31 protein-coding genes are annotated in these 24908 nt (G+C 46.7%); 23 read left to right on the top strand and 8 right to left on the bottom strand.

Annotated features, from left to right (window positions below):
• The first annotated feature begins 3 nt into the window (after positions 1 to 3).
• The 5 genes from BLR15_RS02230 (at position 4) to BLR15_RS02210 (ending at position 3777) form a co-directional block, all read left to right on the top strand.
• Positions 4 to 567 carry a VanZ family protein gene (locus BLR15_RS02230; RefSeq protein WP_092984242.1) on the top strand — a complete coding sequence of 188 codons (564 nt, stop codon included), beginning with the start codon at positions 4 to 6 and terminating at the stop codon, positions 565 to 567.
• A 21-nt stretch (positions 568 to 588) separates the two neighbouring features.
• Positions 589 to 978, top strand: a complete 390-nt coding sequence (locus BLR15_RS02225; protein ID WP_092984240.1) for a PH domain-containing protein — start codon at positions 589 to 591, stop codon at positions 976 to 978.
• A 67-nt stretch (positions 979 to 1045) separates the two neighbouring features.
• Positions 1046 to 1966: an ABC transporter substrate-binding protein gene (locus BLR15_RS02220; protein WP_092984237.1), complete on the top strand. Its 921-nt coding sequence runs from the start codon at positions 1046 to 1048 to the stop codon at positions 1964 to 1966.
• A gap of 30 nt (positions 1967 to 1996) precedes the next feature.
• Complete coding sequence (locus BLR15_RS02215) at positions 1997 to 2899, top strand: M23 family metallopeptidase (RefSeq protein ID WP_245696483.1); 903 nt, start codon at positions 1997 to 1999, stop codon at positions 2897 to 2899.
• Positions 2896 to 3777: a DNA-3-methyladenine glycosylase family protein gene (locus tag BLR15_RS02210; RefSeq protein ID WP_245696481.1), complete on the top strand. Its 882-nt coding sequence runs from the start codon at positions 2896 to 2898 to the stop codon at positions 3775 to 3777. The genes BLR15_RS02215 and BLR15_RS02210 overlap by 4 nt, the downstream gene beginning before the upstream one ends.
• Positions 3778 to 3857: 80 nt before the next feature.
• On the opposite strand, the gene BLR15_RS02205 is transcribed toward BLR15_RS02210, so the two are convergent.
• Positions 3858 to 4073, bottom strand: a complete 216-nt coding sequence (locus BLR15_RS02205) for a hypothetical protein (RefSeq protein ID WP_092984235.1) — start codon at positions 4071 to 4073, stop codon at positions 3858 to 3860.
• Positions 4074 to 4176: 103 nt separating this feature from the next.
• Between BLR15_RS02205 and BLR15_RS02200 the strand changes: the two genes are divergently transcribed.
• The gene (locus BLR15_RS02200; protein ID WP_092984233.1) at positions 4177 to 4482 is read left to right on the top strand and encodes a thiamine-binding protein; all 306 of its coding nucleotides are present in this window, start codon (positions 4177 to 4179) and stop codon (positions 4480 to 4482) included.
• Positions 4483 to 4512: 30 nt separating this feature from the next.
• Complete coding sequence (locus tag BLR15_RS02195) at positions 4513 to 4830, top strand: TIGR04104 family putative zinc finger protein (protein ID WP_092984231.1); 318 nt, start codon at positions 4513 to 4515, stop codon at positions 4828 to 4830.
• Between the two features lie 9 nt (positions 4831 to 4839).
• Here the strand turns inward: BLR15_RS02195 and nagA are convergent, their stop codons facing one another.
• Complete coding sequence (gene nagA / locus BLR15_RS02190) at positions 4840 to 5985, bottom strand: N-acetylglucosamine-6-phosphate deacetylase (protein WP_092984229.1); 1146 nt, start codon at positions 5983 to 5985, stop codon at positions 4840 to 4842.
• 146 nt (positions 5986 to 6131) lie between these two features.
• On the opposite strand from nagA, the gene nagE reads away from it, so the two are divergent.
• The 6 genes from nagE (at position 6132) to BLR15_RS02160 (ending at position 12738) form a co-directional block, all read left to right on the top strand.
• Positions 6132 to 7601, top strand: a complete 1470-nt coding sequence (gene nagE / locus BLR15_RS02185) for an N-acetylglucosamine-specific PTS transporter subunit IIBC (RefSeq protein WP_092984227.1) — start codon at positions 6132 to 6134, stop codon at positions 7599 to 7601.
• Positions 7602 to 7693: 92 nt separating this feature from the next.
• The gene (locus BLR15_RS02180) at positions 7694 to 8800 is read left to right on the top strand and encodes an iron-containing alcohol dehydrogenase family protein (protein WP_092984225.1); all 1107 of its coding nucleotides are present in this window, start codon (positions 7694 to 7696) and stop codon (positions 8798 to 8800) included.
• 40 nt (positions 8801 to 8840) lie between these two features.
• Positions 8841 to 9254: a (deoxy)nucleoside triphosphate pyrophosphohydrolase gene (locus BLR15_RS02175; RefSeq protein ID WP_092984223.1), complete on the top strand. Its 414-nt coding sequence runs from the start codon at positions 8841 to 8843 to the stop codon at positions 9252 to 9254.
• Positions 9255 to 10319 (top strand): NAD/NADP octopine/nopaline dehydrogenase family protein, encoded by a 1065-nt coding sequence (locus BLR15_RS02170; RefSeq protein WP_092984221.1) that lies wholly within the window; start codon positions 9255 to 9257, stop codon positions 10317 to 10319.
• A gap of 277 nt (positions 10320 to 10596) precedes the next feature.
• A complete protein-coding gene (locus tag BLR15_RS02165; protein ID WP_092984219.1) occupies positions 10597 to 10815 on the top strand; it encodes a heavy-metal-associated domain-containing protein in 219 nt (72 codons plus the stop codon).
• Between the two features lie 27 nt (positions 10816 to 10842).
• On the top strand, positions 10843 to 12738 hold the full coding sequence (locus tag BLR15_RS02160) for a heavy metal translocating P-type ATPase (protein ID WP_092984217.1): 1896 nt from the start codon (positions 10843 to 10845) through the stop codon (positions 12736 to 12738).
• A 66-nt stretch (positions 12739 to 12804) separates the two neighbouring features.
• On the opposite strand, the gene BLR15_RS02155 is transcribed toward BLR15_RS02160, so the two are convergent.
• Complete coding sequence (locus BLR15_RS02155) at positions 12805 to 13221, bottom strand: DUF2188 domain-containing protein (protein WP_092984215.1); 417 nt, start codon at positions 13219 to 13221, stop codon at positions 12805 to 12807.
• A 72-nt stretch (positions 13222 to 13293) separates the two neighbouring features.
• Between BLR15_RS02155 and BLR15_RS02150 the strand changes: the two genes are divergently transcribed.
• Positions 13294 to 13692, top strand: coding sequence for a secondary thiamine-phosphate synthase enzyme YjbQ (locus tag BLR15_RS02150; RefSeq protein WP_092984213.1), 399 nt, complete (start codon positions 13294 to 13296; stop codon positions 13690 to 13692).
• Positions 13693 to 13855: 163 nt separating this feature from the next.
• Entirely contained in the window at positions 13856 to 14029 is a 174-nt protein-coding gene (locus BLR15_RS13955) for a hypothetical protein (RefSeq protein ID WP_176754028.1), read from the top strand.
• Between the two features lie 32 nt (positions 14030 to 14061).
• On the opposite strand, the gene BLR15_RS02145 is transcribed toward BLR15_RS13955, so the two are convergent.
• Positions 14062 to 15015 carry a metal ABC transporter solute-binding protein, Zn/Mn family gene (locus tag BLR15_RS02145; protein WP_092984211.1) on the bottom strand — a complete coding sequence of 318 codons (954 nt, stop codon included), beginning with the start codon at positions 15013 to 15015 and terminating at the stop codon, positions 14062 to 14064.
• A 253-nt stretch (positions 15016 to 15268) separates the two neighbouring features.
• Between BLR15_RS02145 and rpmG the strand changes: the two genes are divergently transcribed.
• Together rpmG and BLR15_RS02135 are read left to right on the top strand one after the other, a co-directional pair.
• The gene (gene rpmG / locus BLR15_RS02140; protein ID WP_082238318.1) at positions 15269 to 15418 is read left to right on the top strand and encodes a 50S ribosomal protein L33; all 150 of its coding nucleotides are present in this window, start codon (positions 15269 to 15271) and stop codon (positions 15416 to 15418) included.
• A gap of 165 nt (positions 15419 to 15583) precedes the next feature.
• A complete protein-coding gene (locus BLR15_RS02135; protein ID WP_092984209.1) occupies positions 15584 to 16465 on the top strand; it encodes a bifunctional 5,10-methylenetetrahydrofolate dehydrogenase/5,10-methenyltetrahydrofolate cyclohydrolase in 882 nt (293 codons plus the stop codon).
• Here BLR15_RS02135 and BLR15_RS02130 read toward each other — a convergent pair.
• Positions 16460 to 16837 (bottom strand): YolD-like family protein, encoded by a 378-nt coding sequence (locus BLR15_RS02130; RefSeq protein ID WP_092984207.1) that lies wholly within the window; start codon positions 16835 to 16837, stop codon positions 16460 to 16462. The two genes, BLR15_RS02135 and BLR15_RS02130, sit on opposite strands and share 6 nt — an antisense overlap.
• Positions 16838 to 16974: 137 nt before the next feature.
• On the opposite strand from BLR15_RS02130, the gene BLR15_RS02125 reads away from it, so the two are divergent.
• Entirely contained in the window at positions 16975 to 17259 is a 285-nt protein-coding gene (locus tag BLR15_RS02125) for an alpha-amylase (RefSeq protein WP_092984205.1), read from the top strand.
• 266 nt (positions 17260 to 17525) lie between these two features.
• On the opposite strand, the gene BLR15_RS02120 is transcribed toward BLR15_RS02125, so the two are convergent.
• Genes BLR15_RS02120 through BLR15_RS02110 form a run of 3 tightly spaced genes read right to left on the bottom strand, consistent with a single transcriptional unit; the run spans position 17526 to position 20245 of the window.
• On the bottom strand, positions 17526 to 18449 hold the full coding sequence (locus tag BLR15_RS02120) for a manganese-dependent inorganic pyrophosphatase (RefSeq protein ID WP_176754036.1): 924 nt from the start codon (positions 18447 to 18449) through the stop codon (positions 17526 to 17528).
• A 55-nt stretch (positions 18450 to 18504) separates the two neighbouring features.
• Positions 18505 to 19056, bottom strand: a complete 552-nt coding sequence (locus tag BLR15_RS02115; RefSeq protein WP_092984201.1) for a cysteine hydrolase family protein — start codon at positions 19054 to 19056, stop codon at positions 18505 to 18507.
• A gap of 4 nt (positions 19057 to 19060) precedes the next feature.
• Positions 19061 to 20245 carry an MFS transporter gene (locus BLR15_RS02110; protein WP_092984199.1) on the bottom strand — a complete coding sequence of 395 codons (1185 nt, stop codon included), beginning with the start codon at positions 20243 to 20245 and terminating at the stop codon, positions 19061 to 19063.
• Positions 20246 to 20351: 106 nt separating this feature from the next.
• Between BLR15_RS02110 and BLR15_RS02105 the strand changes: the two genes are divergently transcribed.
• The 5 genes from BLR15_RS02105 to purB all read left to right on the top strand — a co-directional run bounded on the left by BLR15_RS02105 (position 20352) and on the right by purB (position 24892).
• Positions 20352 to 21803, top strand: a complete 1452-nt coding sequence (locus BLR15_RS02105) for a nicotinate phosphoribosyltransferase (protein ID WP_092984197.1) — start codon at positions 20352 to 20354, stop codon at positions 21801 to 21803.
• A gap of 7 nt (positions 21804 to 21810) precedes the next feature.
• Positions 21811 to 22638, top strand: coding sequence for an ammonia-dependent NAD(+) synthetase (gene nadE, locus BLR15_RS02100; protein ID WP_092984195.1), 828 nt, complete (start codon positions 21811 to 21813; stop codon positions 22636 to 22638).
• Positions 22639 to 22672: 34 nt separating this feature from the next.
• Positions 22673 to 23311 (top strand): DUF2179 domain-containing protein, encoded by a 639-nt coding sequence (locus BLR15_RS02095; protein WP_407927509.1) that lies wholly within the window; start codon positions 22673 to 22675, stop codon positions 23309 to 23311.
• On the top strand, positions 23280 to 23474 hold the full coding sequence (locus tag BLR15_RS02090; protein WP_092984191.1) for an NETI motif-containing protein: 195 nt from the start codon (positions 23280 to 23282) through the stop codon (positions 23472 to 23474). Before BLR15_RS02095 ends, BLR15_RS02090 begins: the two co-directional genes overlap by 32 nt.
• Positions 23475 to 23596: 122 nt before the next feature.
• Positions 23597 to 24892 carry an adenylosuccinate lyase gene (gene purB / locus BLR15_RS02085; protein ID WP_092984189.1) on the top strand — a complete coding sequence of 432 codons (1296 nt, stop codon included), beginning with the start codon at positions 23597 to 23599 and terminating at the stop codon, positions 24890 to 24892.
• Positions 24893 to 24908 lie beyond the last annotated feature (16 nt).

Genomic DNA, 24908 nt, shown 5'->3' with positions numbered 1-24908 from the left:
ATTTTGATAGAACTTTATCATGCGTTTGCACCGATTCTGCCGATTTTCATACTGCTGATGATGATCATTGTCATCGTGTTTTTATTTCTGAACAGATCGGCCGGAAAGGATGCACGCAATTTTAAAAGAAGAATGACTTTGATAATCTATATCGGATTTACGGTAACGATCGTCGGGATGATTCTCGTGACATTGATGCCGACGGATTATCCGAATCAGATGATCCAGCTGGTGCCGTTTTCAAGCATCACCGAAACTCTGGAGTACGCGACACCGAGGGCCATCGTCAATTCGCTCCTCATGAACATCATACTGTTCATACCATTCGGTTTATTTTTGTATATATTGACAAGAAAGCCCTTTTTGACGACTGTACTCGCATGCCTGATGTCCATATCCATCGAAGTGCTGCAGTACGTCCTGCCAATCGGACGCATTTCCAACATCGATGACGTCATTTTAAACACTTTGGGCGGAATTATAGGAATGTTGTGCGGGGTACTTGTTTTAAAGTTACAGATTGTTTATAATATTCTCACAACGGGAAAAGGCAATACAAATAAATAAAACAAAAAGGGGTTGTGCAATGTGTATGCAAATTTAACAAATGTTGCACTTTTAGAAAATGAACGTATTGGACCCGGCTTGATCGGAACAATTGAATTTGAAAGCGACGGACAATATATTTTCCAGGGTGCACTGATACCGACGACCGAAAGATTATTCGTAAATCTGGAGAGGGGCGACGAAGGGGTGACCCGTCACGAAATTGATTATACGGATATATCGATTGTCACTGTAGAGCGAAGGGCGCTGTCAGGCAAGATCTTAAATTTTTGGATTGATGATAAAGTGGAAGTCTCCATGAACATATCTTCAGAAAAGAATTTGAACAAATTTTTGGAGTTCTACAGAAAACACAGGGCACGTGCTTTGAAGTTTGAAAAAATGCGTTATGAAAAAACACATCAAATATAAAAAGGACCGGTTATCAACCGGTCTTTTTATTGTATAATGGAGGAGATATTTTTTAGGAGTAGTGGATATGAAAATTAAAGGTTTACTGATAATCATCCTTGTCCTGGTTTTGACCGGCTGCAGCAATTTCAGGGAAGTCAGCGTTTCAGAAGACGGGGAAACCCGGCGTATCATGGTCGATAACTCCGGTGAAATGGAAATTCCCGCAGATCCTGAGCGTATGGTCCTGCTGAGACCGGTGGATGTGTTGAATGCGCATCTTCTCGGTGCTGATATTTCTGCAGTGACAGCCGCAGTCGAGGATAACACTTTTGTAAATGAACATCTGGATGATGTGGAATACATAGAATATGAGGATTTTGAAGCGGTGAGGGATGCCGAACCCGATGTCATCGTCACGAGCAGTCAGGATAGTCACAGTACAGATTATGAAAAAATAGCCCCGACACTGCCTCTGAACTACAGCGGTGAGCTGCTGAGTACATACAGGGACAGGATCTATCTGATTCAGCTGAATAAGATGGGAGTCATTCTCGGAGAACAGGAAAAGGCGGCTGAACTTGCCGACGGCTGGATGGAAAGGATGACCGAGCACCGTCGGGAACTGTCTTTCGATCCGTCCGCCCATGAAGCGGCGGTGCTTGTTGAAGGGGACGACGGCTTTTATCTGTATGATGAATATTCCGCCTATGGGACCGAAGTGATGTATGATGTTTTAAATTTCAATGTGGCTGAAGATGTAGAGGATGCGATCGGCGAAACGCCTTTTGACCAGTTTGAGGTTTCGGAGCTCTCAGGCATCGGCACTGATTACATTCTGGTGAATAAAAGACCGGAAACCGATTCAGAAGCGCTGCGAAAGGAATTGGCCGATGCTATGAATGTGGACAGCGGGAATATATTGATCGTGTCCGCAGATGACTTTATTACGAATGATCTGATGTCCCTTGAAGGGCAGACGAATATCATAATGGAGGCGCTTGAGTAAAGTGGATGCCGTGACGGGTCCGCTTTTTTTATGTATGATGAAATTATTAAGGACGGTGATATGATGATGGAGCAGAATATATATCCGGAAGAGTTCGGATACCATTTCTCATTCAAAAACTTTGAGAAGATATACAGGCAGACGATATCGGCGTTTAAAAAGCAGATGACCTTGGAGGATTTCGTAGAGGCCGCTGCAGATTTTGAGGAAGGCACCGAGCAGTTCACTCTGAAGCACCAGTCGCAGCTGGAACCCGGGGTGAAGCGGTATTGCTGGGTGGACGGCAAAACTGAGCGGATGATCGTGACCGCCTTTAATAATGAAGGTGAAATCATCGGTGTACAATTTGATATTTATGAGAAATTCAAGACGGACCGGGAGCTGACGATCAACAGGTATCAGCTGCCGTTTACCGAGGAATGGTTCGTTCTGTGGGGCGGCACGAACAATTTTGTCAATTATCATTATCCGCACAGACACCAGCGCTATGCGTATGACTTCATCCGTAAAAAAGACGGCAGGGCCCATGACGGCGATCCGGAAACATTGAAGTCGTATTATGCTTTCAACAGCCCGGTTTCAGCCCCGCGGGCGGGAACAGTCGTCAGAATACTGGACGGCATCCCCGACAATGAGACGTTGAAGATGAACCTTGATGCGCCTGAAGGCAACGCCATCATCATCGAACATGATAACAATGAGTATTCACTCCTTGCCCATCTCAGAAACAATTCGATACTCGTCGAAGTGGGTGATACGGTCGAAACGGGCGATATGATCGCCCAGTGCGGCAACAGCGGTGCATCGGATATGCCACACCTCCATTTTCATGTGATGAATGATATTGAACCGCATGAAGCCGACTCCATCCGAATCCAGTTCGCCTCCGGCCGAGAACCCGTGCAGGGTGATACGGTGAAAGGCAGAAAATGATGGAAATAAAAGCGAACGGTCCTTACCGCTTTGGTGAAACGCTGGATTATATGGAGCATCAGGATGACTGTCTGTATAAAGTCATCGGTGATGAAATTTATAAGGCGGAGTGGTTCGACGGCAGGAAGGTGCTGATGAAGCTGAGTGAGTCTGCGGGCGGCGGAGTGATTATAGAGACACCTGTAAATGAAGGCGCGGGCATTGATGAGATTAAAGGCTACTGTGAAGACTGGCTGGATCTTGATTATGATCTGGATGGTTTTTATCAATTTGCGGGGAAGGATAAACGTCTCAGCGGGCTGATCGATGATCACTACGGCTACCGGATGGTCGGAAAAATGGATATTGCCGATGCTTTTCTGTGGTCGATACTCGGTCAGCAGATTACGAAAAGCTTTGCCTACGTATTGAAAAGAAGAGTGGTCGAATACTGTGGCCATCATATTGAATATGAAGGTGAGAAGTTTTATTTGATGCCGGATGCAGGCGAGATTGCCGCTATCGACAGTGAAGTGCTGCGGGAGATGCAAATTTCCACAAGGAAAACCGAGTACATCAAAGACGTGCTCGGAAGCGTCGCGTCCGGCGAGCTGTCGAAATCATATTTGGAAACTTTCGATGATTACGATGAAGTATTCAAACATCTGACTTCATTTCGCGGCATCGGGCCGTGGAGCGCAAACACTGTCCTGATGCGCACGTTGAAATTCAGAAACGCCGTCCCCGTCGGAGATGCAGGCATAAAAAATGCCATCAGACTGGTGGACGGTCTGGACGCAGCTCCAAGCAAAAAATATATAAATGAAATTACAGACCAGTGGGGCCGGTTCGGCATGTACGGCACTCTTTATATGTGGAGCGCTCTACCGGCCAAGTGAGAAGCGGTTTGCCCGATAGGAACGCTCTATCAGCCAAGTGAGATGCGGTTTGCCCGATAGACAGGTCTATCAGCCGTTATTCATCTTTCCCGATCACCATCATCATCATCTTTACTCCGTGCCGGCGTTTCGCGTCTGAAAGCGACGATCAGACTCACGACGACGATGATGACGAGTCCAATCATCAGCGGGATTCTGAAATATTCAGGTATGCTGTCATGCAGGAAATAGTAAATTGCGATCACGGCGATGAAAGTGAGTATGAAATTGAGCCATTGAAAAGCTTTAGTGTCCATAAATCCTCCAATATAATTTTTATGCATTATGATTATTAGTCATCCATTTTTAATAATGTTATCATAAAAGCAAGTCATTTAATTATACGAGGAGGATTTAATCATGAATTATATTATGAGCGTTCAATTACTTCCGCAGCATCCTAGTCAAAGTAAATCATATTCCTATATTGACAGTTCTATCGATATCATTGAAAACAGCGGTCTGACGCATTTCGTCGGCCCGATGGAAACGACGATCGAAGGTGACATCGACGAGCTGCTGAATCTGGTGAAGAAGCTGAACAGCCACCTTAATGAAGAAGGCTGCGACAGTGTCATCACCAACATCAAGCTGGTCCAATCCGATGAAAAAGTGGCGATCAAAGATATTTTGGCAGACTATTATGAGTTTGATGAAGAAGAATAAAACCGATTAAACATGTAACGGGGTGGAAGTGTGGCAAAGTGTCCGATGTGCGGTCATCAGTGGACTTACAGGCAAAAATTGCTGGGATATGCATTAAAGCCCAGAACACGGATAAAATGTCCGGATTGTAAAGAATATATAGAGCCTGCCACAGTATCAATCATTTTCGACTATGTGGCGGTCATCGTGCTGGCGCTCCTTGTCTTCATAGTTATCCCGTTCATGCACCTGCCTGTGGCAACTTCGGTGCTTTTTACAGGGGTGCTGATTGCACTGTATATATTCCTGTTCATACCGCTGACGGTCAAATTCAAAAAATATGATTATAATATGAAAACACCCGGTTGACGGGTGTTTTTATTTTTCGTAATAAACTTCGCCTTTTACGATGGTCGTCGTAAGCGACTGATCTTCGTCATATATAACCAGATTCGCCGGGTGACCGGGCTCGATCAATCCTCTGGAATCCAGCATATCAAGGGATTTCAGTGCATTGTAGGAAGTCATCCTGACTATGTCCGTCCAGCCGCAGTCCGTAAACTCGAACATATTTTTTACGGCCTGTTCCATGGTCAGTACACTGCCTGCCAAAACACCACTTTCAAGCCTGGCTTCGTTGCCGTTGACATAGACATTCTGGCCGCCGAGGTCGTATTCCCCGTCCGGCAGTCCCTGGGCGCGCATGGCATCGGTAATCATGATTATTCTTGAAGAAGTGATATTATCATATGCGAGGCGTACCATTTCAGGGTTCGAATGGATCCCGTCGGCAATGATTTCAACGTAAGAATCGCCTAAAAAGCTGTAGCCGACGACACCGGGTTCTCTGTGATGGAGGCCGCGCATGCCGTTATAGAGATGGGTGATGTGTCTGAGTCCATGGCCCGTGGCATCCTTCAGCTGCTGATAAGTGGCTCCGGTGTGTCCGGCGGACGGCAAGATGTCCAGGTCTCTCAAAGTACCCAGAAATTCAAAATCCGGGTCTTCTTCCGGTGCATAAGTCAAGATACGGATCTGGCGGTTTGATAAGGCCTGCAGCCTGCGAATTTCATCTGCGTCCGGAGGCAGTATGAATTTTGGATCCTGGGCGCCGGGGTGTTCTTTCGAAATGAACGGACCTTCCTGATGGATGCCGAGCATTTCGGCGCCGCCGCTGTATTGATAATCCGCTAAATTTTCAAGGGATGCACTGATATTTTCGAATGTGCCGGTCATCGTCGTCGCGAGGAAAGAAGTCGTTCCCGTTGACGGCAGATGATTGCTGATTTTTTCGATGAAATTTTCATCGGCGTCCATCGCATCCACACCGTCTGCCCCGTGGATATGAATTTCAAATGCTCCCGGCAGAAGGTAATTGTCGCCGCCGTCGATGATTTTATCCGCCTTCGGCACATCAGGCATATGTCCGACAGATGAAATCCTTTCCCCCTCGATCAGCAGCCATCTGTTTTCAAATTCAGCCTCATGTGTAACGATCGTTATATTTTCTATAAGTAAAGACATTGCAGACTCCTTTTGAAATAAAATTCACAAAATAAATTGAAGAAATGAAATATGTGTATTTATACATTTTACTCTATGTGGTATATTTGTGTAAGAAATATCGTATTACATAGTATTTTATCATTTAATTAATTAGGGGGAAAACAATGTTACGCTACATTCAAAACATGGGCCGTTCATTTATGTTACCGGTTGCAGTATTGCCAGCTGCGGCAATTCTGCTCGGTGTCGGATATGCGATCGACCCGGACGGCTGGGGAGAGAATAATTTGGCAGCAGCCATTCTGATCAATGCGGGTAACGCCATCCTGGATCATCTTGCTATGATATTTGCAGTGGGTCTGGCATTCGGAATGTCGAAAGATAAAAGCGGGGCAGCCGCCCTGTCGGGACTGGTGTCATTTCTGGTCGTCATCACACTGCTCGGCCAGGACGCGGTTGCGATGTATACAGGCGCTTCGGCAGATGCGGTGGATCCCGCTTTCGGTGTCATTGAAAACAATGTTCTGATCGGTATCATCACCGGTCTGATCGCTGCTGCGCTGTACAACAGGTTCAGTGATGTGAAGCTGCCGGAGTACCTGGCGTTCTTCAGCGGACGCCGTGCGGTTCCGATCATCGCTTCATTCGTCATGATCTTCGTCAGTCTGATTTTATATTTCGTGTGGCCGTTCCTTTACGGTGCGCTCGTATCATTCGGTGAAGGCATCCTCGGCCTGGGGGCAGCAGGTGCCGGGATTTATGGTTTCGCAAACAGACTGCTCATACCGACGGGGCTGCATCACGCCCTGAACTCCATCTTCTGGTGGGAAACTGTAGGCATCAATGATATTCCGAACTTCCTTTCCGGTACCGGTGAACAGGGGATTACCGGCCGTTATCAGGCGGGGTTCTTCCCGATCATGATGTTCGGCCTGCCGGGTGCGGCACTTGCGATGTACCATACGGCAAAATCCAAGTATAAGAAGGCGGCGGCCTCGATGCTTCTGACACTGGCATTGACATCGTTCTTGACAGGTGTGACGGAGCCGATGGAATTTTCATTCATGTTCCTGGCACCGGTACTGTATGTCGTGCATGCACTCCTGACGGGTGTTTCAATGTTCATCGCAGCTTCATTTGAATGGACCGCAGGGTTCGGCTTCAGCGCTGGGCTCATCGACATGCTGCTCAGTCTGAATAACCCGATTGCGAATCAGCCATGGATGCTGCTTGTGCAGGGTCTGGTGTTTTTCGTTCTGTACTATTTCATTTTCAGGGCTCTGATTCCTGTAATGGACTTGAAAACACCGGGCCGTGATGATTCAATCGTCAGCACTGAAGGTGAAACGGTGGATTCCGATGATGTTCAGGTGAGAGAATCCAGTGCCGATGATAAATATACACAGAAGGCGGATAAACTGCTTGTCGGCCTCGGCGGCAAGGAAAACATCGACACGATCGACTACTGCACGACGCGTCTCCGTATCAACGTCAATGATGATTCGAAAGTTGATGAAGGACAGTTGAAATCGGCAGGTGTCCACGGCGTCGTCAGACCGGGTAAAAACAATATCCAGGTTGTTGTCGGCACTGAAGTGGAACACGTGGCCGAAGAGATGAAAAAACTCGTATAGATCCGAAATTCAGGCACCTCGGATGAGGTGCTTTTTTATTGCTGGTGGATTAAAAGTGATATTATAAGATTTAAGAAAAGGGGAGTGTGAATATGTTTTCATTTCAGCATCCCGTCCAGATCCATTTTGGACAGGGCATATTTTCGGAATTGAATGATGTTTTATCGTCCTATGATCATTCATCTTATATTATAGTGATGTCGAATTCCCAGATTGAAAACGGCCTGGACCGGCTGGTAAAGTCCCAATTGGGAGACAGGATAAAAGATGTCGTCACGGATATCAACCCGAATCCGACGCTCGACAATGTGCAGAAAATCGTCAATGTCATGGAACAGCATGAAGCGGACTGTGTCATAGCGATCGGCGGCGGTTCGACGATGGACGCTGCGAAGGCGGCATGTGCAGTTTATTTGCAGAGCATTGATATCAACCATCTGCTCGAACATGAGGATTTCAGCCGTGCGCTGCCGCTCATTGCGATTCCGACAACGAGCGGATCGGCTTCGGAAGTGACACCTGCAAGTGTAATCAGCGATAAATCGAACGGTTTGAAAGTGCCGCTCATCGGCCAGGGGCTTTATCCGGCAGCAGCGATCGTCGACCCTGAACTGACTTTGACCTGTCCGCCGCGCATAACTGCGACATCCGGCATCGATGTGTTGTGCCATGCACTCGACTGTCTCGGTTCGGCGAATAAAAATCCCGTATCCGATGCGATCGCAATCTCAGCTGCGAAACTGGCGTTTGAAAATCTGGAGCGTGTGTATCACGAACCTATGAACATTGAAGCACGTGAAAACATGGCGCTCGCAAGCATGATGGCCGGCGTGGCATTTTCCCAGACAGGCACTGCAGCGGCACATGCCTTCAGTTATTATCTGACTTCAAATTACGATGTGCCGCACGGGGAGGCGTGTGCATTCACAATGGATGCATGGTATGTGGTCAATGCGGGTCTTGATCCGAGGCTGGATGAACATGCGAAAATGATCGGCTTTTCTGGTGCGGAGGCTTTGAGTGAACGGTTCAACAGCCTGAAAAAAAAGCTGGGACTTGCCCTGACATTTGATGATCTCGGCATCGACCGCGCAGATATGGAAACGATTATTGGACGGGGCCTGGAAGCAGCGAACATGAAGAACAACATTGCACAGCCTGATAAGGAAGAGGTCTTACAATTTTTAAGTGTAAAGTAAGTCTGGTATAATGATTGAAAAATGGAAAAGGAATTGAAAAATGACGGACAAAAAGTACATCAGGGTCGTTGGGGCGGTCATCGTCAATTCGGATGATGAAATATTATGTGCCCAGCGTCCCGAAGGTAAAAATCTCGCCTTGAAATGGGAATTCCCGGGAGGCAAGATTGAAAAAGGCGAAACTGAAACAGAGGCGCTTTTGCGCGAGCTGGATGAAGAGATGGAATGCCGGATCGACGTACTGGATAAAATAACAACGACAGTATACGAATATGATTTCGGCATCGTTGAACTGACGACGTATTACGCAAAAATACTTTCCGGTGAAATCAAAATGCTGGAACATGTGGACATGAAATGGATGAACCGGGAAAATATCGGTGCACTTGACTGGGCACCGGCGGATATACCCGCAATCGAACTGATCCAAAACTACAAGGGAGCTATAAAATAAATGAAAGTCGCAATTATAGGCGCAGGCAATGGCGGCATTGTCGCAGCAGCAGATTTAACGGAAAAAGGGCATGAAGTCATTTTATACCACTCGAAAAGTGCACTGAAAGATCCGCACCCCAATATCATAGACGGGAATGTGAGCTTCAAAGGCAAGCTGATCCATTTCCATCAATATACACAGGATCCGAAACTTGCCGTTTCGGAGGCGGATGTCATCATGACATGTCTGCCGACCAACATCCTGCTTGAGATATTCAAGGAGATCGGTCCGCACCTTAAAGACGGACAGATGATCTATATCAATGGTGCAAGCTCGATGTTCAGCATTCTGATCCATCAGTATTTAAAGGAAATAAGACCCGAACTTGAAGTGTACATCGGTGAATCGATGTCACTGACATACGCTGCAAGATATGACTATACGGCAAATGAAGCGGAAGTCATTTTATACAGTGAACACAACTTGTTCAGTGCGTACCCGGCGGCTCACACGAAAATCATGCTTGAGAAACTGAACACGATGTATGACTGCTTCGTGCCGGCGATAAATATCATGGAACCGGCTTTGAACAACGGCAATCCGGAAAGCCACCCGGCGCCTGCGATATTGAATACAGGCTTTATCGACAACCATGGCGATGAATTTTATTTGTATAAGGACGGCGTGACGGAGCATACGATCAAAGTGATCGAGGAAATCGATGTTGAGCGCCAGCAGATCTGTAAAGCGCTGGGCTTTGATGCGGTCGATAAATCCGAGCGCTCGATCCGGAGCAAATACTTTGAGGAAGGTGCGTCGCTGCAGGAGCAGTACAATACGAGCCCGATTTTAAAAGACCTGCTCGGCCCGACACACCTCGAGAACCGATATATCGTTGAAGATGTGACGAATGGTCTGATGCTGTGGAAGAGTATCGCGGAGGCGGTCGATGTGACAACACCGACCATCGATTCAATCGTTCATCTGACGCGCCTGATGCTGGAAGAAGAATACTTCAAAGACCCGCTGACGCTCGAAAGGCTCGGTCTCGATGCCGGCAAGGATTTAAACGGGCAGGTTTAAAAATATATTTTGATTGAGCAGCCAACCTCTGGATGAGGTTGGTTTTTTTATGGAGTTTTTGACGGTGCCCCGACATGGCGGAAAAACGAAGTCGGTGCAGCGGTGTTCTCCCGACATGGCAGTAAAACGACGGCACGAGGTGAAGCTTCTCGTCCACAATCGACCATTAAATCGCAAGTTTTCCCGCAGTCTTGACCTGGGTCAATTTAATAGAACGAAAAACGTCCTATACTTAAGTCAATAAGAAATACAAAAACTATTTGGAGGTCATTCATTTATGAAAACTAATTTAAGAACAGACGATTTAACGTGTCCGAGCTGCATTAAGAAGATAGAATCCGGGGTCGGCAAGACAAAAGGTGTAAGCGATGTCAGCGTAAAATTCAACTTGAACAAGGTGACGGTGGAGCATGATGACACGGTCAAAGCTGATGATTTGAAATCAATGGTCGAAAAACTGGGCTATCCGGTAAAATCAGTCAATACTTTTGCATAAACGTAAAATATCAAGGAGGGGCTAATAATGGCTTTATGGTTTAACAAACATTTGAATACATTGATGTACACTTCGGGTGCTCTTTTGGTAATCGGGCTTGTGTTCCTGGTTCTCGGGTACTCGGTCGTCAGAGATATAACATTCATTTTGGCGACGCTTGTCGCAATCGGTCCGATACTGCAGCGTGCATGGAGTGCGCTGACGGTGAAAAGTTTCAGCATAGAACTGCTGATCACCATCGCAGTCATCGGGGCACTGATCATCCAGGAATATACCGAAGCGGGTATCGTCACATTCCTGTTCCTGTTCGGTGCATATCTTGAAAAAAGGACACTTGCCAAAACGCGCAGCTCGATCCAGTCACTTCTGGACATGGCGCCGAATGTCGCAAAAGTCATGCGCGACGGTGAAATTGTCGAAGTCGATATCGATGAGGTCGAAGTCGGGGAGACGGTAGTCGTCCAGCCGGGCGGTAAAATCCCTGTAGACGGAAAAATCGTCAAAGGTAAGGCGCAGATCAACGAATCCGCAATTTCAGGTGAATCCATCCTGCAGAATAAAACGCTTGAAGACGAAGTATTCAGCGGCAGCGTCATCGACACAGGATACATCGAACTGGAAGCGACGAAAGTCGGCGAAGATACAACGTTTTCGAAAATTATCGAACTGGTCGAGGAAGCGTCGGAACGTAAGAGCGGCACCGAAAAATTCCTCAACCGATTTGCGCAGTACTACACACCGGCCATCGTCGTTCTCGCGATACTGGTGGGCTTTATTACACAGAACGTCCATCTGGCGATCACATTCCTCGTCATTGCGTGTCCGGGTGCCCTGATCATCGGTGCGCCGGTCGCATATGTCGCTGGTATCGGGAACAGTGCAAAAAAAGGTGTACTGGTCAAAGGCGGCGACACGGTCGACAGGTTTGCGAAGATCGATACGGTCATCTTTGACAAGACGGGTACTTTGACGGAAGGGCGTCCGAGCGTTACGAACATTTCAGTCTATAATGATATGACAGAAGATGAAATGCTGGCATTGTCCGCTTCACTCGAGCAGGTGAGTGAACATCACCTCGGCCGGACGATCGTCAAAGAAGCTGAAGACAGGAAGCTTAAGGGCAAGTATTCAGAAGTCACAGATGCTGAAGCGATCAAAGCGCGCGGTGTCAGCGGCATCATAGACGATGACCACTACTACATCGGCAATAAAAAGCTCATTGACGAACAGCACATCGCCATCCCTGAAGAAATCATCAATGATTATATCTCCGAACAGAAAGAGGGACAGACAGCGATGTTCGTTGTGAAAAATGATGAAGTCATCGGACTGATTTCCATCATGGACAGAATTAAAGAAGATGCACTTGAAGCGGTCAGGACATTGAGGGAACACGGTGCGAAGAAGCTTGTCATGCTGACGGGTGATAACCGTTACGCAGCAGAGAAAGTGGCGGACATCCTCGGTCTGGATGAATTCCACGCAGAGCTGCTGCCGGATGAGAAGATGGCATATATTGAAAATGAGCAGAATCAGAAACGTAAGGTCATGATGGTCGGGGACGGCATCAACGATGCGCCGGCTCTCGCACTGAGTGATGTCGGTGTGGCAATCGGACACGGCGGTACGGATATCGCGATGGAAACGGCGGACGTCGTACTGATGAGTGAAAAACTCAAAAAACTGGCGATCGGTTACACGATGTCGAAATCAACATTCAACATCATGATGCAGAACACGGGAATTGCATTGATTACAGTTGTCCTCCTGCTCCTCGGCGTGGTTTACGGATACATCCACCTGGCGTCGGGCATGCTGATCCATCAGGCAAGTGTACTCGCTGTCATTGTGAACGCAATGAGATTGATGCCGATGAACAGAAAAGAGAATGAAGAAGTATCTGCAAAAGAAGCGGCGGCATAATGGCAGACATCAGACCATAAAATGTTATTGCCTCATAAAAAAGCACTCAGAAACTGAGTGCTTTTTTTAATCGTTCTTATTATGGACTTTGACGTTTGTCCCACGTTTGTCCGCAATTTCTTTCGCTCTCTTTTCTGCATCCGTCTTTTTATCAAAAGTCGCGCTCGCCTGTTTGGCACCGACGGTTTTCACTTTCCATTCATCTTCTTCAAAGTATACCTCGACATTGTTGTCGATCAGTTCCGGCCCGCGGCTGTCGTCATCGTCGTCGTGCTTTTGGAGATCTTTATTCTCCAGCTTCTGAAGCTCGTCATCTGATGCGTCCTTGTACCATTCCTGTGCCTGTTCAGTGCCGATTGGAATCGCACGGTTTTCATCGTAGCCTTCCTCAAGCATCGCATTGATGATATCGATTGCTTTTCTGCGTTCCAGCCGTTCCAGATTTTTCAGCGAGTCCGGATAATCATTCATAGTATAAGCCAAGTTAGTACACTCCTTATAAATAATTTAGTATTATTATACCCGAATAGATTATTTCTAATTGAGGAGGCCGAAATGCTTTTTACTTTCAATGTTGAAACAGCCGCACGGAACACTTTCGTCAATATTGATCACCTGGCATCGGAAGCGCTTGAGAAAAGCGGCATTACGGATGGCATCATCACGGTTTTCACCCCGCATACGACTGCCGGCATCACAATCAATGAGAATGCGGATCCGGATGTCACAAAAGATCTGGTTTACGGTATGGAAAAGACGTTTGACAATAAAAAGGAATATCAGCATGCTGAAGGGAATTCGGACTCTCATATGAAATCCTCCCTGGTCGGTGCGGGTGAGACTCTGATTGTTCACGATGGGGAAATCATATACGGTACATGGCAGAGTTTGTATTTTGCGGAGTTCGACGGCCCGCGGACAAGAAAAGTTTATTTCAAAGTGGTTGAAGGGTAAGAGGCAAAAAAAAGCCTGCACTTTTTAGGAGAAAAGTGCAGGGGATATATTAGGAAATATCACCTATGTAACTATTTACATCTTAACTCAGTTTCGAACAATTGTCCACAGTTTTTTTACATTATCTTTACAAAATTAATATTAGTACAGGAGGTTTTTAAACATGCTCGATTTTATCAAAGGTCTGATCGGACTGCTTTTCAAATTATTTATCATCGGTCTCGCCGTTCTGGCGGTTGGAATTGCGATTATCGTGTTCCTCTTGAAAAAAGATGTGGATGAAATCAAAGAATTCACTGAGCAGCTGAAAAGGGACGGGCTTAAATTCAATCAGTAAAAAAGGCAGGTCATAGTGACCTGCCTTTTTCATTAATCATTGAGTGCCTGGCCGAGTACGGAAATGTTTTCACGCATGATGGACTGATAGGTCGAGTCCGCATCATCTTCATCCGTCAGCACTGCGAGGTTATGGAATTCAAGCGGCTCCGTGTCCGTCGAGCTCTGGATGGTGTCGGTAATGCTTGAAGTGACATTCTGTTCATACAGTATATATCTGATGTTCTGTTCCTCGATGCTGTCGACGATTGCGGTCAGGTCCTGCTGGCTGGGTTCGTCATTGTTCAAACCGTTGATTGCGACCTGTTCGAAATGGTATCTGTCAGCGAGATATCCGATGGATTCATGTGAAATATAAACACTGTCACGGGCTGTGTCTTCTGTCATCTGTTGGAGTTCCGAGTCAATATCACCGAGGTCGGCAGCAAGCGTTTCATAGTTTTCTTCATAAGTGGACGCTTCGTCCGGGTTCAGTTCGATCAGTTTGTCTTTGATCTGTTCAGCCATGGACTGTGCAAGGACAGGGTCCAGCCAGACGTGGGGATCGGTGGCGCCATGATCGTGGTCATGCCCATGGTCGTCGTGTGCTTCATGGTCATCGTGTTCGTGGTCGTGTGCCATCAGATCATCTTCTTCAATATTGTCTGCAGCCGGCAGAAACTCACTGTGGCCGTCCACGGCATTTTTGATGCTGCCGGCGACCGGGTCGAAGTCATCCGACGTATAGATGAAGAGATCGGCTTCGGCAAAATCGATCATATCTTTCTGGGTGGGTTCATAAGTATGGGCATCGACACCTTTCGGATAGATGGTATTTGCGTCGACGCTGTCACCGCCGATCTGTTCGGCAAAGCTTTTCAACGGGAAAACGGTCGTATAAATTTCAATGCTGTCATCTGTTTCCGGCGCTCCGCCGTCTCTATCACTGCATGCGGCAAGGAATATCAACAGTATAATCGGTGTCAGCACTTTTAAGAAGTTGTTCACTGTGCAGGGCCCCTTTAAATGAGAATCATTACGTTTTAAAATTATATCGTAACAGTTACGATTAATCAATCTTTATTTAATAAAAATATTAATATTATCAGTTGAAAAATTATTGTAAAGAATGTAGAATAGATTGGTGACTAAAATGAGGGTCTTAAAAATATACCAATCATCCAGCGTTCTGGATGATCAACTGGCCAGTTGATTAGGAGACAGACCTCACGTTAAATAACTATAGTAGGAGGGAATATTGATGAGAGTAAATGTTACTTTGGCATGTACTGAATGTGGTGACCGCAACTACATTTCAACTAAAAACAAAAGAAACAATCCTGAGCGTATTGAAATGAACAAATATTGCCCAAGATCAAACAAATACACGTTACACCGTGAAACAAAGTAATCACTTTGGAAGGTACAAAGTCTAAATATTTAGATTTTGTATCTTTTTTTATGGATGAAACCCGACTGAGCCGAAATTTGTCCCGGCTGCATGGTTTTTGACATGAATGTTGTATATATATGATACAATTGACTTAAAATAACGATTGAAAAAGGAGTACTGAAAATGACTACAATTATGGATGGTAAGAAAGTTGCTGCTCACTTATCAGAAGAGATCAGGGAAGTTGTCGAGAAATCTCACACTCTTGGCATCACGCCTAAAGTCGCTTTTGTCAGAGTAGGCGATCTTTCCGACTCGATTTCCTATGAAAACGCAGCGGTCAAGCGTTTTGAGAAATTAGGCATTGAAACAGAACGTTTTTCTTTTCCGGAGGATGTTTCGGCAAGAGCTTTCCTGAACCGTTTCAGAGAAATCAATGAAGATTATGATATCAATGGTATTCTGCTGCTTCAGCCGATTCCAAAGCATATCGATATGAAGCGTGTAGTTGAAATCATGAACCCGGTCAAAGATATCGACGGTATGACGCCGGATAACCTGGGCAAACTCATCGCCAAAGAAGAAAACCGTCTTGAGCCGTGTACACCGGCTGCCGTGATGGAAATGCTCAAGTTTTATGATGTCGACCTGAAAGGTAAGAACGTAACTGTTGTCGGTGCGAGTGCCGTTGTCGGCAAACCGCTGTCCATCCTGATGATGAACCAGGAAGCGACAGTGACGACATGCAACCTGTATACGGATGATCTGAAAGCGAAATGTGAAAATGCAGACGTCATCGTCAGTGCTGCAGGTGCCGTGAACCTGATTGATGAAGCGCACGTAAAAGAGGGTGCGATTGTCATCGATGTAGGTATCAACTTCAATGATGAAGGCAAGCTTGTCGGAGACGTGAACTATGATGCAGTCAAAGATAAAACATCATATATCACACCGGTTCCGGGCGGAATTGGTGCAATTACGACGACTGTCCTTGCTTACCACCTGATGCTTGCAACAGACTACCAGAAAGAACCGGTACTGTTCCTGGACAAGCAGTTGTCATAGCATAATAATATTTAAAACATCAATGAAAGAGATGAACACCATCTCTTCGCCATCGTTTTGCTGACCGACGACAATCATGCTCCATATATCGACGGAGATGATTTTTAGGACGACGGAAAAGCGGTGGCCGTCATAATAATATTCAATCCGCACTTGTCTTTTTAAGGCAAGTGCTTTTTTTAACGTCCGGTCGATTTCATCCAGCCGGTCATCAGACAGTTCGGGGCGTTCGATTTTCACCTGATCTTCCTGCAGCTTACGGACATTCTCAAATTGTTCCGGCATCGTGGCAAACGGCGCCCATTTGATCATGCCACGGCCCTCTGGAATATTTGAATTCAGCGATTCTCTCGGCATATCACGATAATCCATCACAATCCCTCTCTTTTTTGTATTTTCCAAGTACTCACATTATACGAACATATGTTCGATTAATCAAGGGGTGGGTTTTATTTACCTATTGAAAAATCATGTTAAAATAAACATAGCAATCGGAAAAAGGTGACAGTATGAAGAAATTAATCGTATTAATCATTTTACTGGCGGCCGTGGTTTTAATACTCGTTTTACCGTTGGCACCCGAGACGAGCGACACAGAACGGGTCATCGTCGACCACACTTTAAAAGTCACTGTCCATCCGGCCTGCTTTGAAGAGGCGGGACTGACAAATTACATAGATGAAGTGTCCTTCAGCAACGCAATGGAAAACTATGGGTATGAAATTTCGGGGGAATGTTCAGAGGAAAAACTGAAAGAAGGAAGGGCCAGTATTTTAAGCAAGATTATGGAATGATAAAAAGTTCTTTAAAATAGATTGTTTTTTCTGACAATTGATGTTATATTATTGACATACCATTTTTTCATTCTTTCAACTATTATTTGGAAATAGCCTTCCAATGTGGAAAAGAAGCCGGACACCGGCTTCTTTTTTGTCGTTTCAGCGGAGGATATGGATGTTTTGTCTGAATACTTCTTGAAAACTGTCCAAAATCGATACAAAAAAACGGACAGAACGTGGCAATCGCCGATTCTGTCCGGTCTTAAGAACTCGAAATTATCTTATCCAAGCGCCTTCGTAATGTTCGGCACGACTTGTTTTTTACGGGAAACGACACCTTCTAATAATGCTGTATCCTCATCGAGTGATACGTCGAATGCTTTTTCAACGACATTGGCATCTGATCCGAGTGCGATGACTGTTGAATCTGATTCCAGAATGTTTGTGATGACGAGGACGAACAGATCATATCCTTCAGCTTCGATTTCTTTTTCCACTGCGTCAGTCAATTCAGATTTACGTGCCAAAACTTCTTCCACATCCACAACGTTGATCTGTGCAATGCGGGTCGTTTTAGAGCCCATTTCAAATGATTTCGCATCACCTGTAATGAGTGCTTCAGCAGATTTATCTTCAGTCGAAGCGCCTGCTTTCAGCATTTCAATACCGTACTCTTCAGCATTCACTTCAGCGATTTTCTGCAGTGCTTCACCTGCTGCGATATCTTCATCGGTCGTCGTCGGTGATTTATAGAGCAGCGTGTCGGAAATGATTGCGGATAACATCAGTCCGGCCATTTCACGGCTGATTTCAAGGTCATTTTCCTTATACATTTTGTGGAGGATCGTTGCTGTACATCCGACTGGTTCCGCTCTGTAGAAGAGTGGGGACTCTGTCTGGAAGTTTGCAATACGGTGGTGGTCCACAACTTTTAAAATATTTGCCTGTCCGATATTTTCAGCGGACTGCTGGAATTCATTATGATCGACCAGGATGACGTCATCGCCTTCGCCGACACTTTCAATCAGCTCAGGCGCAGCGGCATTGAAGTGGTCCAGTGCATATTGTGTTTCTGCGTTGACTTCGCCAAGGCGTGCGGCGACCACATCGTTGCCTGAATTAGTTTCAATATCTGCAAGTACGATCGCAGAAGTGATTGTATCCGTATCCGGGTTTTGGTGTCCAAAAATTTTAACTGCCATTATGAAACTCCTTTTCAATGTATGATAATTTTATTTTAACATTAGAAACATGGACTTGCTATGGTTCAACTGTTGCACCTAAAGTATTTTTAAAGTGCTCGAGGCTCACTTTATGGCCATCGGGGTTGAACGATGCGACACATGATTCAGGGACGATGATGCCGTACCCTGAATTGTAGGCGTCGACTGCCGTGTGCATGATGCAGATGTCCGTGACCACCCCCGTCAGAACGACGGTGTCGATGCCGCGTTCCTTGAGGAGGTGATGGAGCGGTGTGCCGCTGAACGCGCTGTAGCGTGTCTTATCAAGGAAGAACACATTGTCCTGTCCTTCGATTTCTTTATATTTCTCCAAAACTTTGCCGTACAGCTCACGTCCCGGCGTGCCGGCAATGTTGTGCGGCGGGAACAGTTTATGCTCCGGATGGTGTGTATCGTTTTCGTAATGCAGGTCCATCATGAAAAATATATTCTCGCCGTTCTTATCCGCCGCGTCAATTCTGTCGGCAATGCTCTGTTCAAGTGCGATCGCAGGTTCCCCGGCAGTCAATTTTCCGTCCGGGGCCACGAAGTCGTAGGAGTAGTCGATGACTAAAAGTGCTTTTTTCATAAAATCATTCCTTTACATAGTTTCTTTTTGAAATCATAAAAATCACGTTCAAAATAAAGACCGTCAAAATTGCAATGACGAAAAAGAAAAAGTACATTCCGCCGCCGGTTCCTGTAATGACAGCACCGCCGATCACCGGACCGAGTATGCTGCCGATACTGAAGAACATGCCGGCGATCAGGTTGCCGGCCGGCAGGTTGTAAGCAGGCGTCATATCCGCCATATAGCTGATGCCGAGTGAATACATCGAACCGACAAAAATACCTGCGAGGACAAATAAAACCATCAGCATGATGAATGAGCCGCTGAAGACTTCCATCAACAGAAATGTGCCGAGACCGAGCAGCAGCAGTACGCTGATCAGCCTGCTGCGGCCGACTTTGTCACCGAGGCTGCCGATCGGTACCTGGAGCAGAATCGCCCCGAAAGAAAACATCGGCAGTATCCATGTCACTTCGGAAACTTCAAAGTCATTCCTGAGAGCGTACACCGGGAAGTTCGTGTTCAGCGAGCCCTCGAAAATACCGAACAGCATCGGCATCAGAAAGCATGCCCAGCTTGTGATGATGACGGCCTTGAAATTCTTCAAAGTATTGAAAAAGTTGCTCGGAACACCGGCATCGGCCGGTTTTTCACTGCGTGCACCCGGCAGCAGGAAAATGAGCGGCCAGGCAATCATCGTCAGCACTGCAGAAACGATGAACGGCAGCGACTCATTGATGACGACAAGCTCACTGACTTTCGGACCGACCATGAAGCCGAAGGAAAAGAACAGACCGTAAAATGCAATGATTTTCCCCATCCGTTTCGGCGGCGACGACTGGATCAGCCAGGTCTGGGTGCTGAAATGCAGCACGTTGTCAGCGACACCGATAATGAGGCGGAGGACGAACCAGATCCATATATTTTCAAGGAACGGGAATAAAAACAGCGACACGCCGACCGTTGCACCCCCGATGACGATCATCGGAAGGTAGCCGTACTTTCTGAGCGGTGCCTCGATGAACAGTGCAGATACAAATACGCCGATGTACAGTCCGGAGGCATGGAGGCCGCTCAGTGCGGGGGATATGCCGCGGTCTTCGAATATGAATGATATCAAGGGCAGAAGCAGCCCTTGGGAAAAGCCTGAAATACATACTATGATGGACAGTATGATGAATTTTCGTCTGAAACCGTTTGTATCCATGCAAACCTCCGGTGTTGTAATGTTCTAATCTGATGATCCTGTGGTAAAATGATTATGATTTAATTATAACCGATATACATAAGCAATAGGAAGGGTGGACGTAATAATGTACCAGTACGAGGACGACAGTTTTATGCTCCATACGGATTTATACCAAATCAATATGGCGGAAGTCTATTATAATCAGGGCATCCATAACCGCACGGCGATATTTGATCTTTATTTCAGACAGATGCCTTTTGAAAACGGGTATGCCGTTTTTGCAGGTCTGGAGAGGATCATCGATTATCTTTCAAATCTGAAGTTTACGGATTCGGATATAGAGTACCTGCGTTCGCAGGAATACAATGAAGAGTTCCTGGGCTACCTGAAGGGGCTGAAATTCACAGGAAATCTGCGCGCAGTTGAAGAGGGACAGGTCGTCTTCAATAATATGCCGCTTGTGCAGGTGGAGGCCCCGCTCGCTGAAGCACAGCTCATCGAAACGGCGCTGCTCAACATCGTCAACTATCAGACGCTGATTGCAACGAAGGCGAGCCGTATCCGCCAGATTACGCCGAATGAACAACTGATGGAGTTCGGTTCAAGGCGTGCGCATGAATTTGATGCGGCCATCTGGGGGGCAAGGGCAGCGATCATCGGAGGTTTTGACGGCACGAGTAACGTCAGGGCCGCCAAGCTGTTCGACCTGCCGCCGAGCGGCACGCATGCCCACTCGATGATCCAGGCATACGGCGATGATTATGAAGCATTCAAAGCATATGCAAAGACACACGAGGACTGCGTCTTTTTAGTCGACACTTTCGACACGCTGAGGTCCGGGGTGCCGAATGCCATTAAAGTTGCCCGCGAGATGGGGGATAAGATTAACTTCATTGGTATACGTCTCGACTCGGGAGACATCGCATACCTGTCCAAAAAAGCGCGTAAAATGCTGGATGAGGCCGGTTTCACGGAAGCCAAAATCATCGTCTCGAACGACCTCGATGAAGTGACGATTCTGTCACTGCAGACGCAGGGGGCGAGAGTGGACAGCTGGGGCATCGGAACGAAACTGATCACCGCCTACGACCAGCCGGCCCTCGGTGCGGTGTACAAACTTGTCGCGGTTGAAAACAAAGACGGCGAATTCGAGGACCGTATAAAGATTTCCGGCAACGTGGAGAAGATGACGACACCTGCGAAGAAAAATGTCTACCGCATCATCAACAGACAGACCGGCATGAGTGAAGGCGAGTATATTACGGAGTACAGTGAAGAACTGGACACGGATGAACCGCTCCTCATGTTCCACCCTGTGCATACGATCAAGCGTAAGCTCATCTATTCCTTCGACAAAGTGGAATTGCTGAAAGATATTTTTACAGAGGGTAAACTGGTTTATGAATCCAATTCAGTGGAAGAGATAAAGGAACGGCTTGACAGCAATCTTGCCATTTTATGGGAGGAGTACAAACGTTTCTTGAATCCGGAGGAGTATCCTGTCGACCTGTCAAGAAAATTATGGCAGATCAAACAGGATCTGATTGAGGATGCAAGCAATAAAAAATTGGAGTGAATGTAATATGAGACCACGTCAAGAGGAGATTATAAATGCACTGCACGCAAAAAGTGAGATTTCGCCTGAAGAGGAAGCGCGTGAAATCATCGATTTCATCAAAGATTATATGGAAGGACACCTTTTTCTGAAGTCCATGGTGCTCGGCATATCGGGCGGCCAGGACTCCACGCTGCTCGGAAAACTTGCGCAGATGGCGGTGGATGAACTGAACGCGGAGCAGAATGAGGAGAAGTATTCATTCCATGCACTGAACCTGCCGTACGGGGAGCAGGCGGACAAACAGGATGCCATTGATGCAGTGGAGTTCATCAGTCCCTCGTCCGTCCAGAAAATAAACATCAAAGCATCTGTGGATGCGAGTGTTGATGCATTGAAGGAAGCGGGCTATGAACTGTCCGATTTCATCAAAGGCAATGAAAAGGCGCGTGAAAGGATGAAGGCCCAGTATGCCGTTGCAGCAGCGACAGAAGGCATCGTACTCGGGGCCGACCATGCAGCCGAAGCATTGACCGGTTTTTATACAAAGCACGGTGACGGCGCATGTGATATCGCACCGCTCGTCGGACTGAACAAGCGTCAAGGCCAGGCAATATTAAAACATCTGGGTGCGCCTGAACATCTGTATAAGAAAGTGCCGACGGCGGACCTTGAGAGCGACCGTCCGATGCTGAGCGACGAAGAGGCGCTCGGTGTCGAGTATGATGCGATTGATGACTTCCTGGAAGGTAAGGACATCAATGATAAAGATTATGAAACGATCATCAGCTGGTATGATAAAACACAGCATAAGCGTGTGCTTCCATACAACCGGTATCATTCATATAAAAATTAAATTATAACCGGAAGGAAAATGAAAGATGTTCGAAATGATTTCACAAAGTGTTGTATTGATGGTCATTGTCATATTTGTCATCAATATATTTTACGTAAGCTTCATGACTTTACGCACAGTCGCGCTGACTAAAGGTTACCGCTATATGGCGGCTTCCGTCAGCATTTTGGAAACCCTTGTCTATATCATCGGTCTCGGGCTGGTGCTTGATAATCTGGACCAGCCGGTGAACATCATTGCATATGCACTCGGCTTTGGTGCCGGCATTCTGATGGGCCTGAAAATTGAAGAGAAGCTTGCGCTCGGTTATATGGTTGTCAATGTGACGACGGCAGAACGCGACCGGGACCTTCCGGACCAGCTGAGAGTTCTGGGGTACGGTGTAACACACGGCACAGCATACGGCCGTGACGGCGAACGGACGACGATGCAGATATTAACGCCGAGACGCTACCAGAATAAACTGATCGACACGATTAGAGAGCTTGACGATAAGGCATTTATCGTCGCCTACGAAACAAAAACGATCAGCGGCGGCTTTTGGACGAAAGGTGTCAGCAGCCGTAAAGTGGCCAATTACGAACCGGAACATGTCGAGGAAGTTTTAGAGGAAATATATGAAGAGGAAATGGCTGAAGCAAATGGCAAATCCAAAAAAGAAGAAAAAATTTAAAGTTGAAAAAAATGAATCGGTTCTCGACTGTCTGGAGAGAATGAAAGCTGAAGGCTATACGCCTGTCAGACGCTCTGAAGTGCCCGTTTTTAAAGAAGAGAACGGCATGCGCACCGTCAGCCACCAGCAGATAGAGTTCGAGGGCAGACGCATCGAAGATTAGAAGCCGGAAGTTATCTTCCGGTTTTTTTTACGTTGTTTTACAGAAATGATTGAAAAGACGGAAAGAAGCACTTTATTTTCTGCTATAATGAGAGGGCATAAAAATTTAAGGAGCGAGCGTTTATGATTTCACGTTATACGAGAGATGAAATGGCAGCAATCTGGACAGATGAAAATAAATACAAAGCCTGGCTGGAAGTAGAAATTCTGGCGGCGGAAGCATGGGCGGAACTCGGCATCATCCCGAAAGATGAAGTGAAGAACATCCGTCCGAATGCGAAGATTGATGTGGACCGCATACTTGAAATAGAAGCGGAGACGCGTCATGATGTTGTCGCTTTTACAAGACAGGTGTCGGAAACACTCGGCGAGGAGAAAAAGTGGGTGCACTACGGCCTTACGTCGACTGATGTCGTGGATACGGCGCAGAGTTACATAATCAGGCAGGCAAATGATGTAATCGAGAAAGATCTCGAGCGTTTCATCGAAGTGCTTGGCGAGCGTGCAAAAGAGCATAAGACGACATTGATGATGGGACGTACACACGGCGTGCATGCGGAGCCGACGACATTCGGGGTCAAACTCGCTTTATGGTATATGGAAATGAAACGCAACCTGAAGCGTTTCAAAGCGGTAAGGGAAGAAATCGAAGTGGGCAAAATGAGCGGTGCCGTCGGCACATTCGCAAATATCCCGCCTGAAGTGGAAGAGTATGTATGTGAGCATCTCGGCCTCGATTTTGCAGAAGTGTCCACGCAGACGCTGCAGCGTGACCGTCATGCCCATTACATCAGCGTGCTTGCACTGATCGCGACGTCAATCGAAAAATTTGCAGTGGAAATCAGAGGCCTCCAGAAGACGGAAACACGTGAAGTGGAAGAGTCGTTCGGCAAAGGCCAGAAAGGTTCCAGCGCGATGCCGCATAAACGCAATCCGATCGGCAGCGAGAACGTAACCGGTCTTGCACGCGTCATCCGCGGCTACATTTCAACGGCGTATGAAAATGTGCCGCTCTGGCATGAAAGGGATATTTCCCATTCATCGGCGGAGCGTATCATGCTGCCTGACGTGACGATTGCCCTCAATTATATGTTGAACAGATTTACAAGCCTCGTCAAAAATCTGACGGTATTCGAAGACAACATGAAAAATAATATCGATAAGACGTTCGGACTTGTATACTCACAGCGCGTCATGCTGACGATGATCGATAAAGGTCTTGCAAGAGAAGAGGCGTATGACCTTGTTCAGCCGAAGGCGATGGAATCATGGGAGACAAAAGTGCCGTTCAAGGAACTGATTTCAGCAGATGAACGGATCACTGAAGTGCTGACCACAGAAGAGATTGACGGACTGTTCGATGAAAACCATCACCTGCAGCGTGTCGATGTCATCTTCAGACGTGCAGGCCTCGAGTAAAATAAAAAGAGGTGTG

The organism is Lacicoccus qingdaonensis, from assembly GCF_900101075.1.
GTDB classification, from domain to species: Bacteria; Bacillota; Bacilli; order Staphylococcales; family Salinicoccaceae; genus Lacicoccus; species Lacicoccus qingdaonensis.
The sequence above is the reverse complement of the archived record's forward strand: the minus strand, read 5'-3'. Positions and strand labels throughout refer to the sequence as shown.

Coding starts and splice junctions, on each gene's coding strand:
- BLR15_RS02095 (WP_407927509.1), top strand. CDS start 22,673: ATGATTTCACAAAGTGTTGTATTGATGGTCATTGTCATATTTGTCATC.
- BLR15_RS02220 (WP_092984237.1), top strand. CDS start 1,046: ATGAAAATTAAAGGTTTACTGATAATCATCCTTGTCCTGGTTTTGACC.
- BLR15_RS02125 (WP_092984205.1), top strand. CDS start 16,975: ATGAAGAAATTAATCGTATTAATCATTTTACTGGCGGCCGTGGTTTTA.
- purB (WP_092984189.1), top strand. CDS start 23,597: ATGATTTCACGTTATACGAGAGATGAAATGGCAGCAATCTGGACAGAT.
- BLR15_RS02210 (WP_245696481.1), top strand. CDS start 2,896: ATGATGGAAATAAAAGCGAACGGTCCTTACCGCTTTGGTGAAACGCTG.
- BLR15_RS02105 (WP_092984197.1), top strand. CDS start 20,352: ATGTACCAGTACGAGGACGACAGTTTTATGCTCCATACGGATTTATAC.
- BLR15_RS02180 (WP_092984225.1), top strand. CDS start 7,694: ATGTTTTCATTTCAGCATCCCGTCCAGATCCATTTTGGACAGGGCATA.
- BLR15_RS02170 (WP_092984221.1), top strand. CDS start 9,255: ATGAAAGTCGCAATTATAGGCGCAGGCAATGGCGGCATTGTCGCAGCA.
- BLR15_RS02160 (WP_092984217.1), top strand. CDS start 10,843: ATGGCTTTATGGTTTAACAAACATTTGAATACATTGATGTACACTTCG.
- BLR15_RS02200 (WP_092984233.1), top strand. CDS start 4,177: ATGAATTATATTATGAGCGTTCAATTACTTCCGCAGCATCCTAGTCAA.
- BLR15_RS02175 (WP_092984223.1), top strand. CDS start 8,841: ATGACGGACAAAAAGTACATCAGGGTCGTTGGGGCGGTCATCGTCAAT.
- rpmG (WP_082238318.1), top strand. CDS start 15,269: ATGAGAGTAAATGTTACTTTGGCATGTACTGAATGTGGTGACCGCAAC.
- nagA (WP_092984229.1), bottom strand. CDS start 5,985: ATGTCTTTACTTATAGAAAATATAACGATCGTTACACATGAGGCTGAA.
- BLR15_RS02165 (WP_092984219.1), top strand. CDS start 10,597: ATGAAAACTAATTTAAGAACAGACGATTTAACGTGTCCGAGCTGCATT.
- BLR15_RS02135 (WP_092984209.1), top strand. CDS start 15,584: ATGACTACAATTATGGATGGTAAGAAAGTTGCTGCTCACTTATCAGAA.
- BLR15_RS02115 (WP_092984201.1), bottom strand. CDS start 19,056: ATGAAAAAAGCACTTTTAGTCATCGACTACTCCTACGACTTCGTGGCC.
- nadE (WP_092984195.1), top strand. CDS start 21,811: ATGAGACCACGTCAAGAGGAGATTATAAATGCACTGCACGCAAAAAGT.
- BLR15_RS02215 (WP_245696483.1), top strand. CDS start 1,997: ATGTATGATGAAATTATTAAGGACGGTGATATGATGATGGAGCAGAAT.
- BLR15_RS02110 (WP_092984199.1), bottom strand. CDS start 20,245: ATGGATACAAACGGTTTCAGACGAAAATTCATCATACTGTCCATCATA.
- BLR15_RS02150 (WP_092984213.1), top strand. CDS start 13,294: ATGCTTTTTACTTTCAATGTTGAAACAGCCGCACGGAACACTTTCGTC.
- BLR15_RS02205 (WP_092984235.1), bottom strand. CDS start 4,073: ATGGACACTAAAGCTTTTCAATGGCTCAATTTCATACTCACTTTCATC.
- BLR15_RS13955 (WP_176754028.1), top strand. CDS start 13,856: ATGCTCGATTTTATCAAAGGTCTGATCGGACTGCTTTTCAAATTATTT.
- nagE (WP_092984227.1), top strand. CDS start 6,132: ATGTTACGCTACATTCAAAACATGGGCCGTTCATTTATGTTACCGGTT.
- BLR15_RS02130 (WP_092984207.1), bottom strand. CDS start 16,837: ATGGATTATCGTGATATGCCGAGAGAATCGCTGAATTCAAATATTCCA.
- BLR15_RS02090 (WP_092984191.1), top strand. CDS start 23,280: ATGGCAAATCCAAAAAAGAAGAAAAAATTTAAAGTTGAAAAAAATGAA.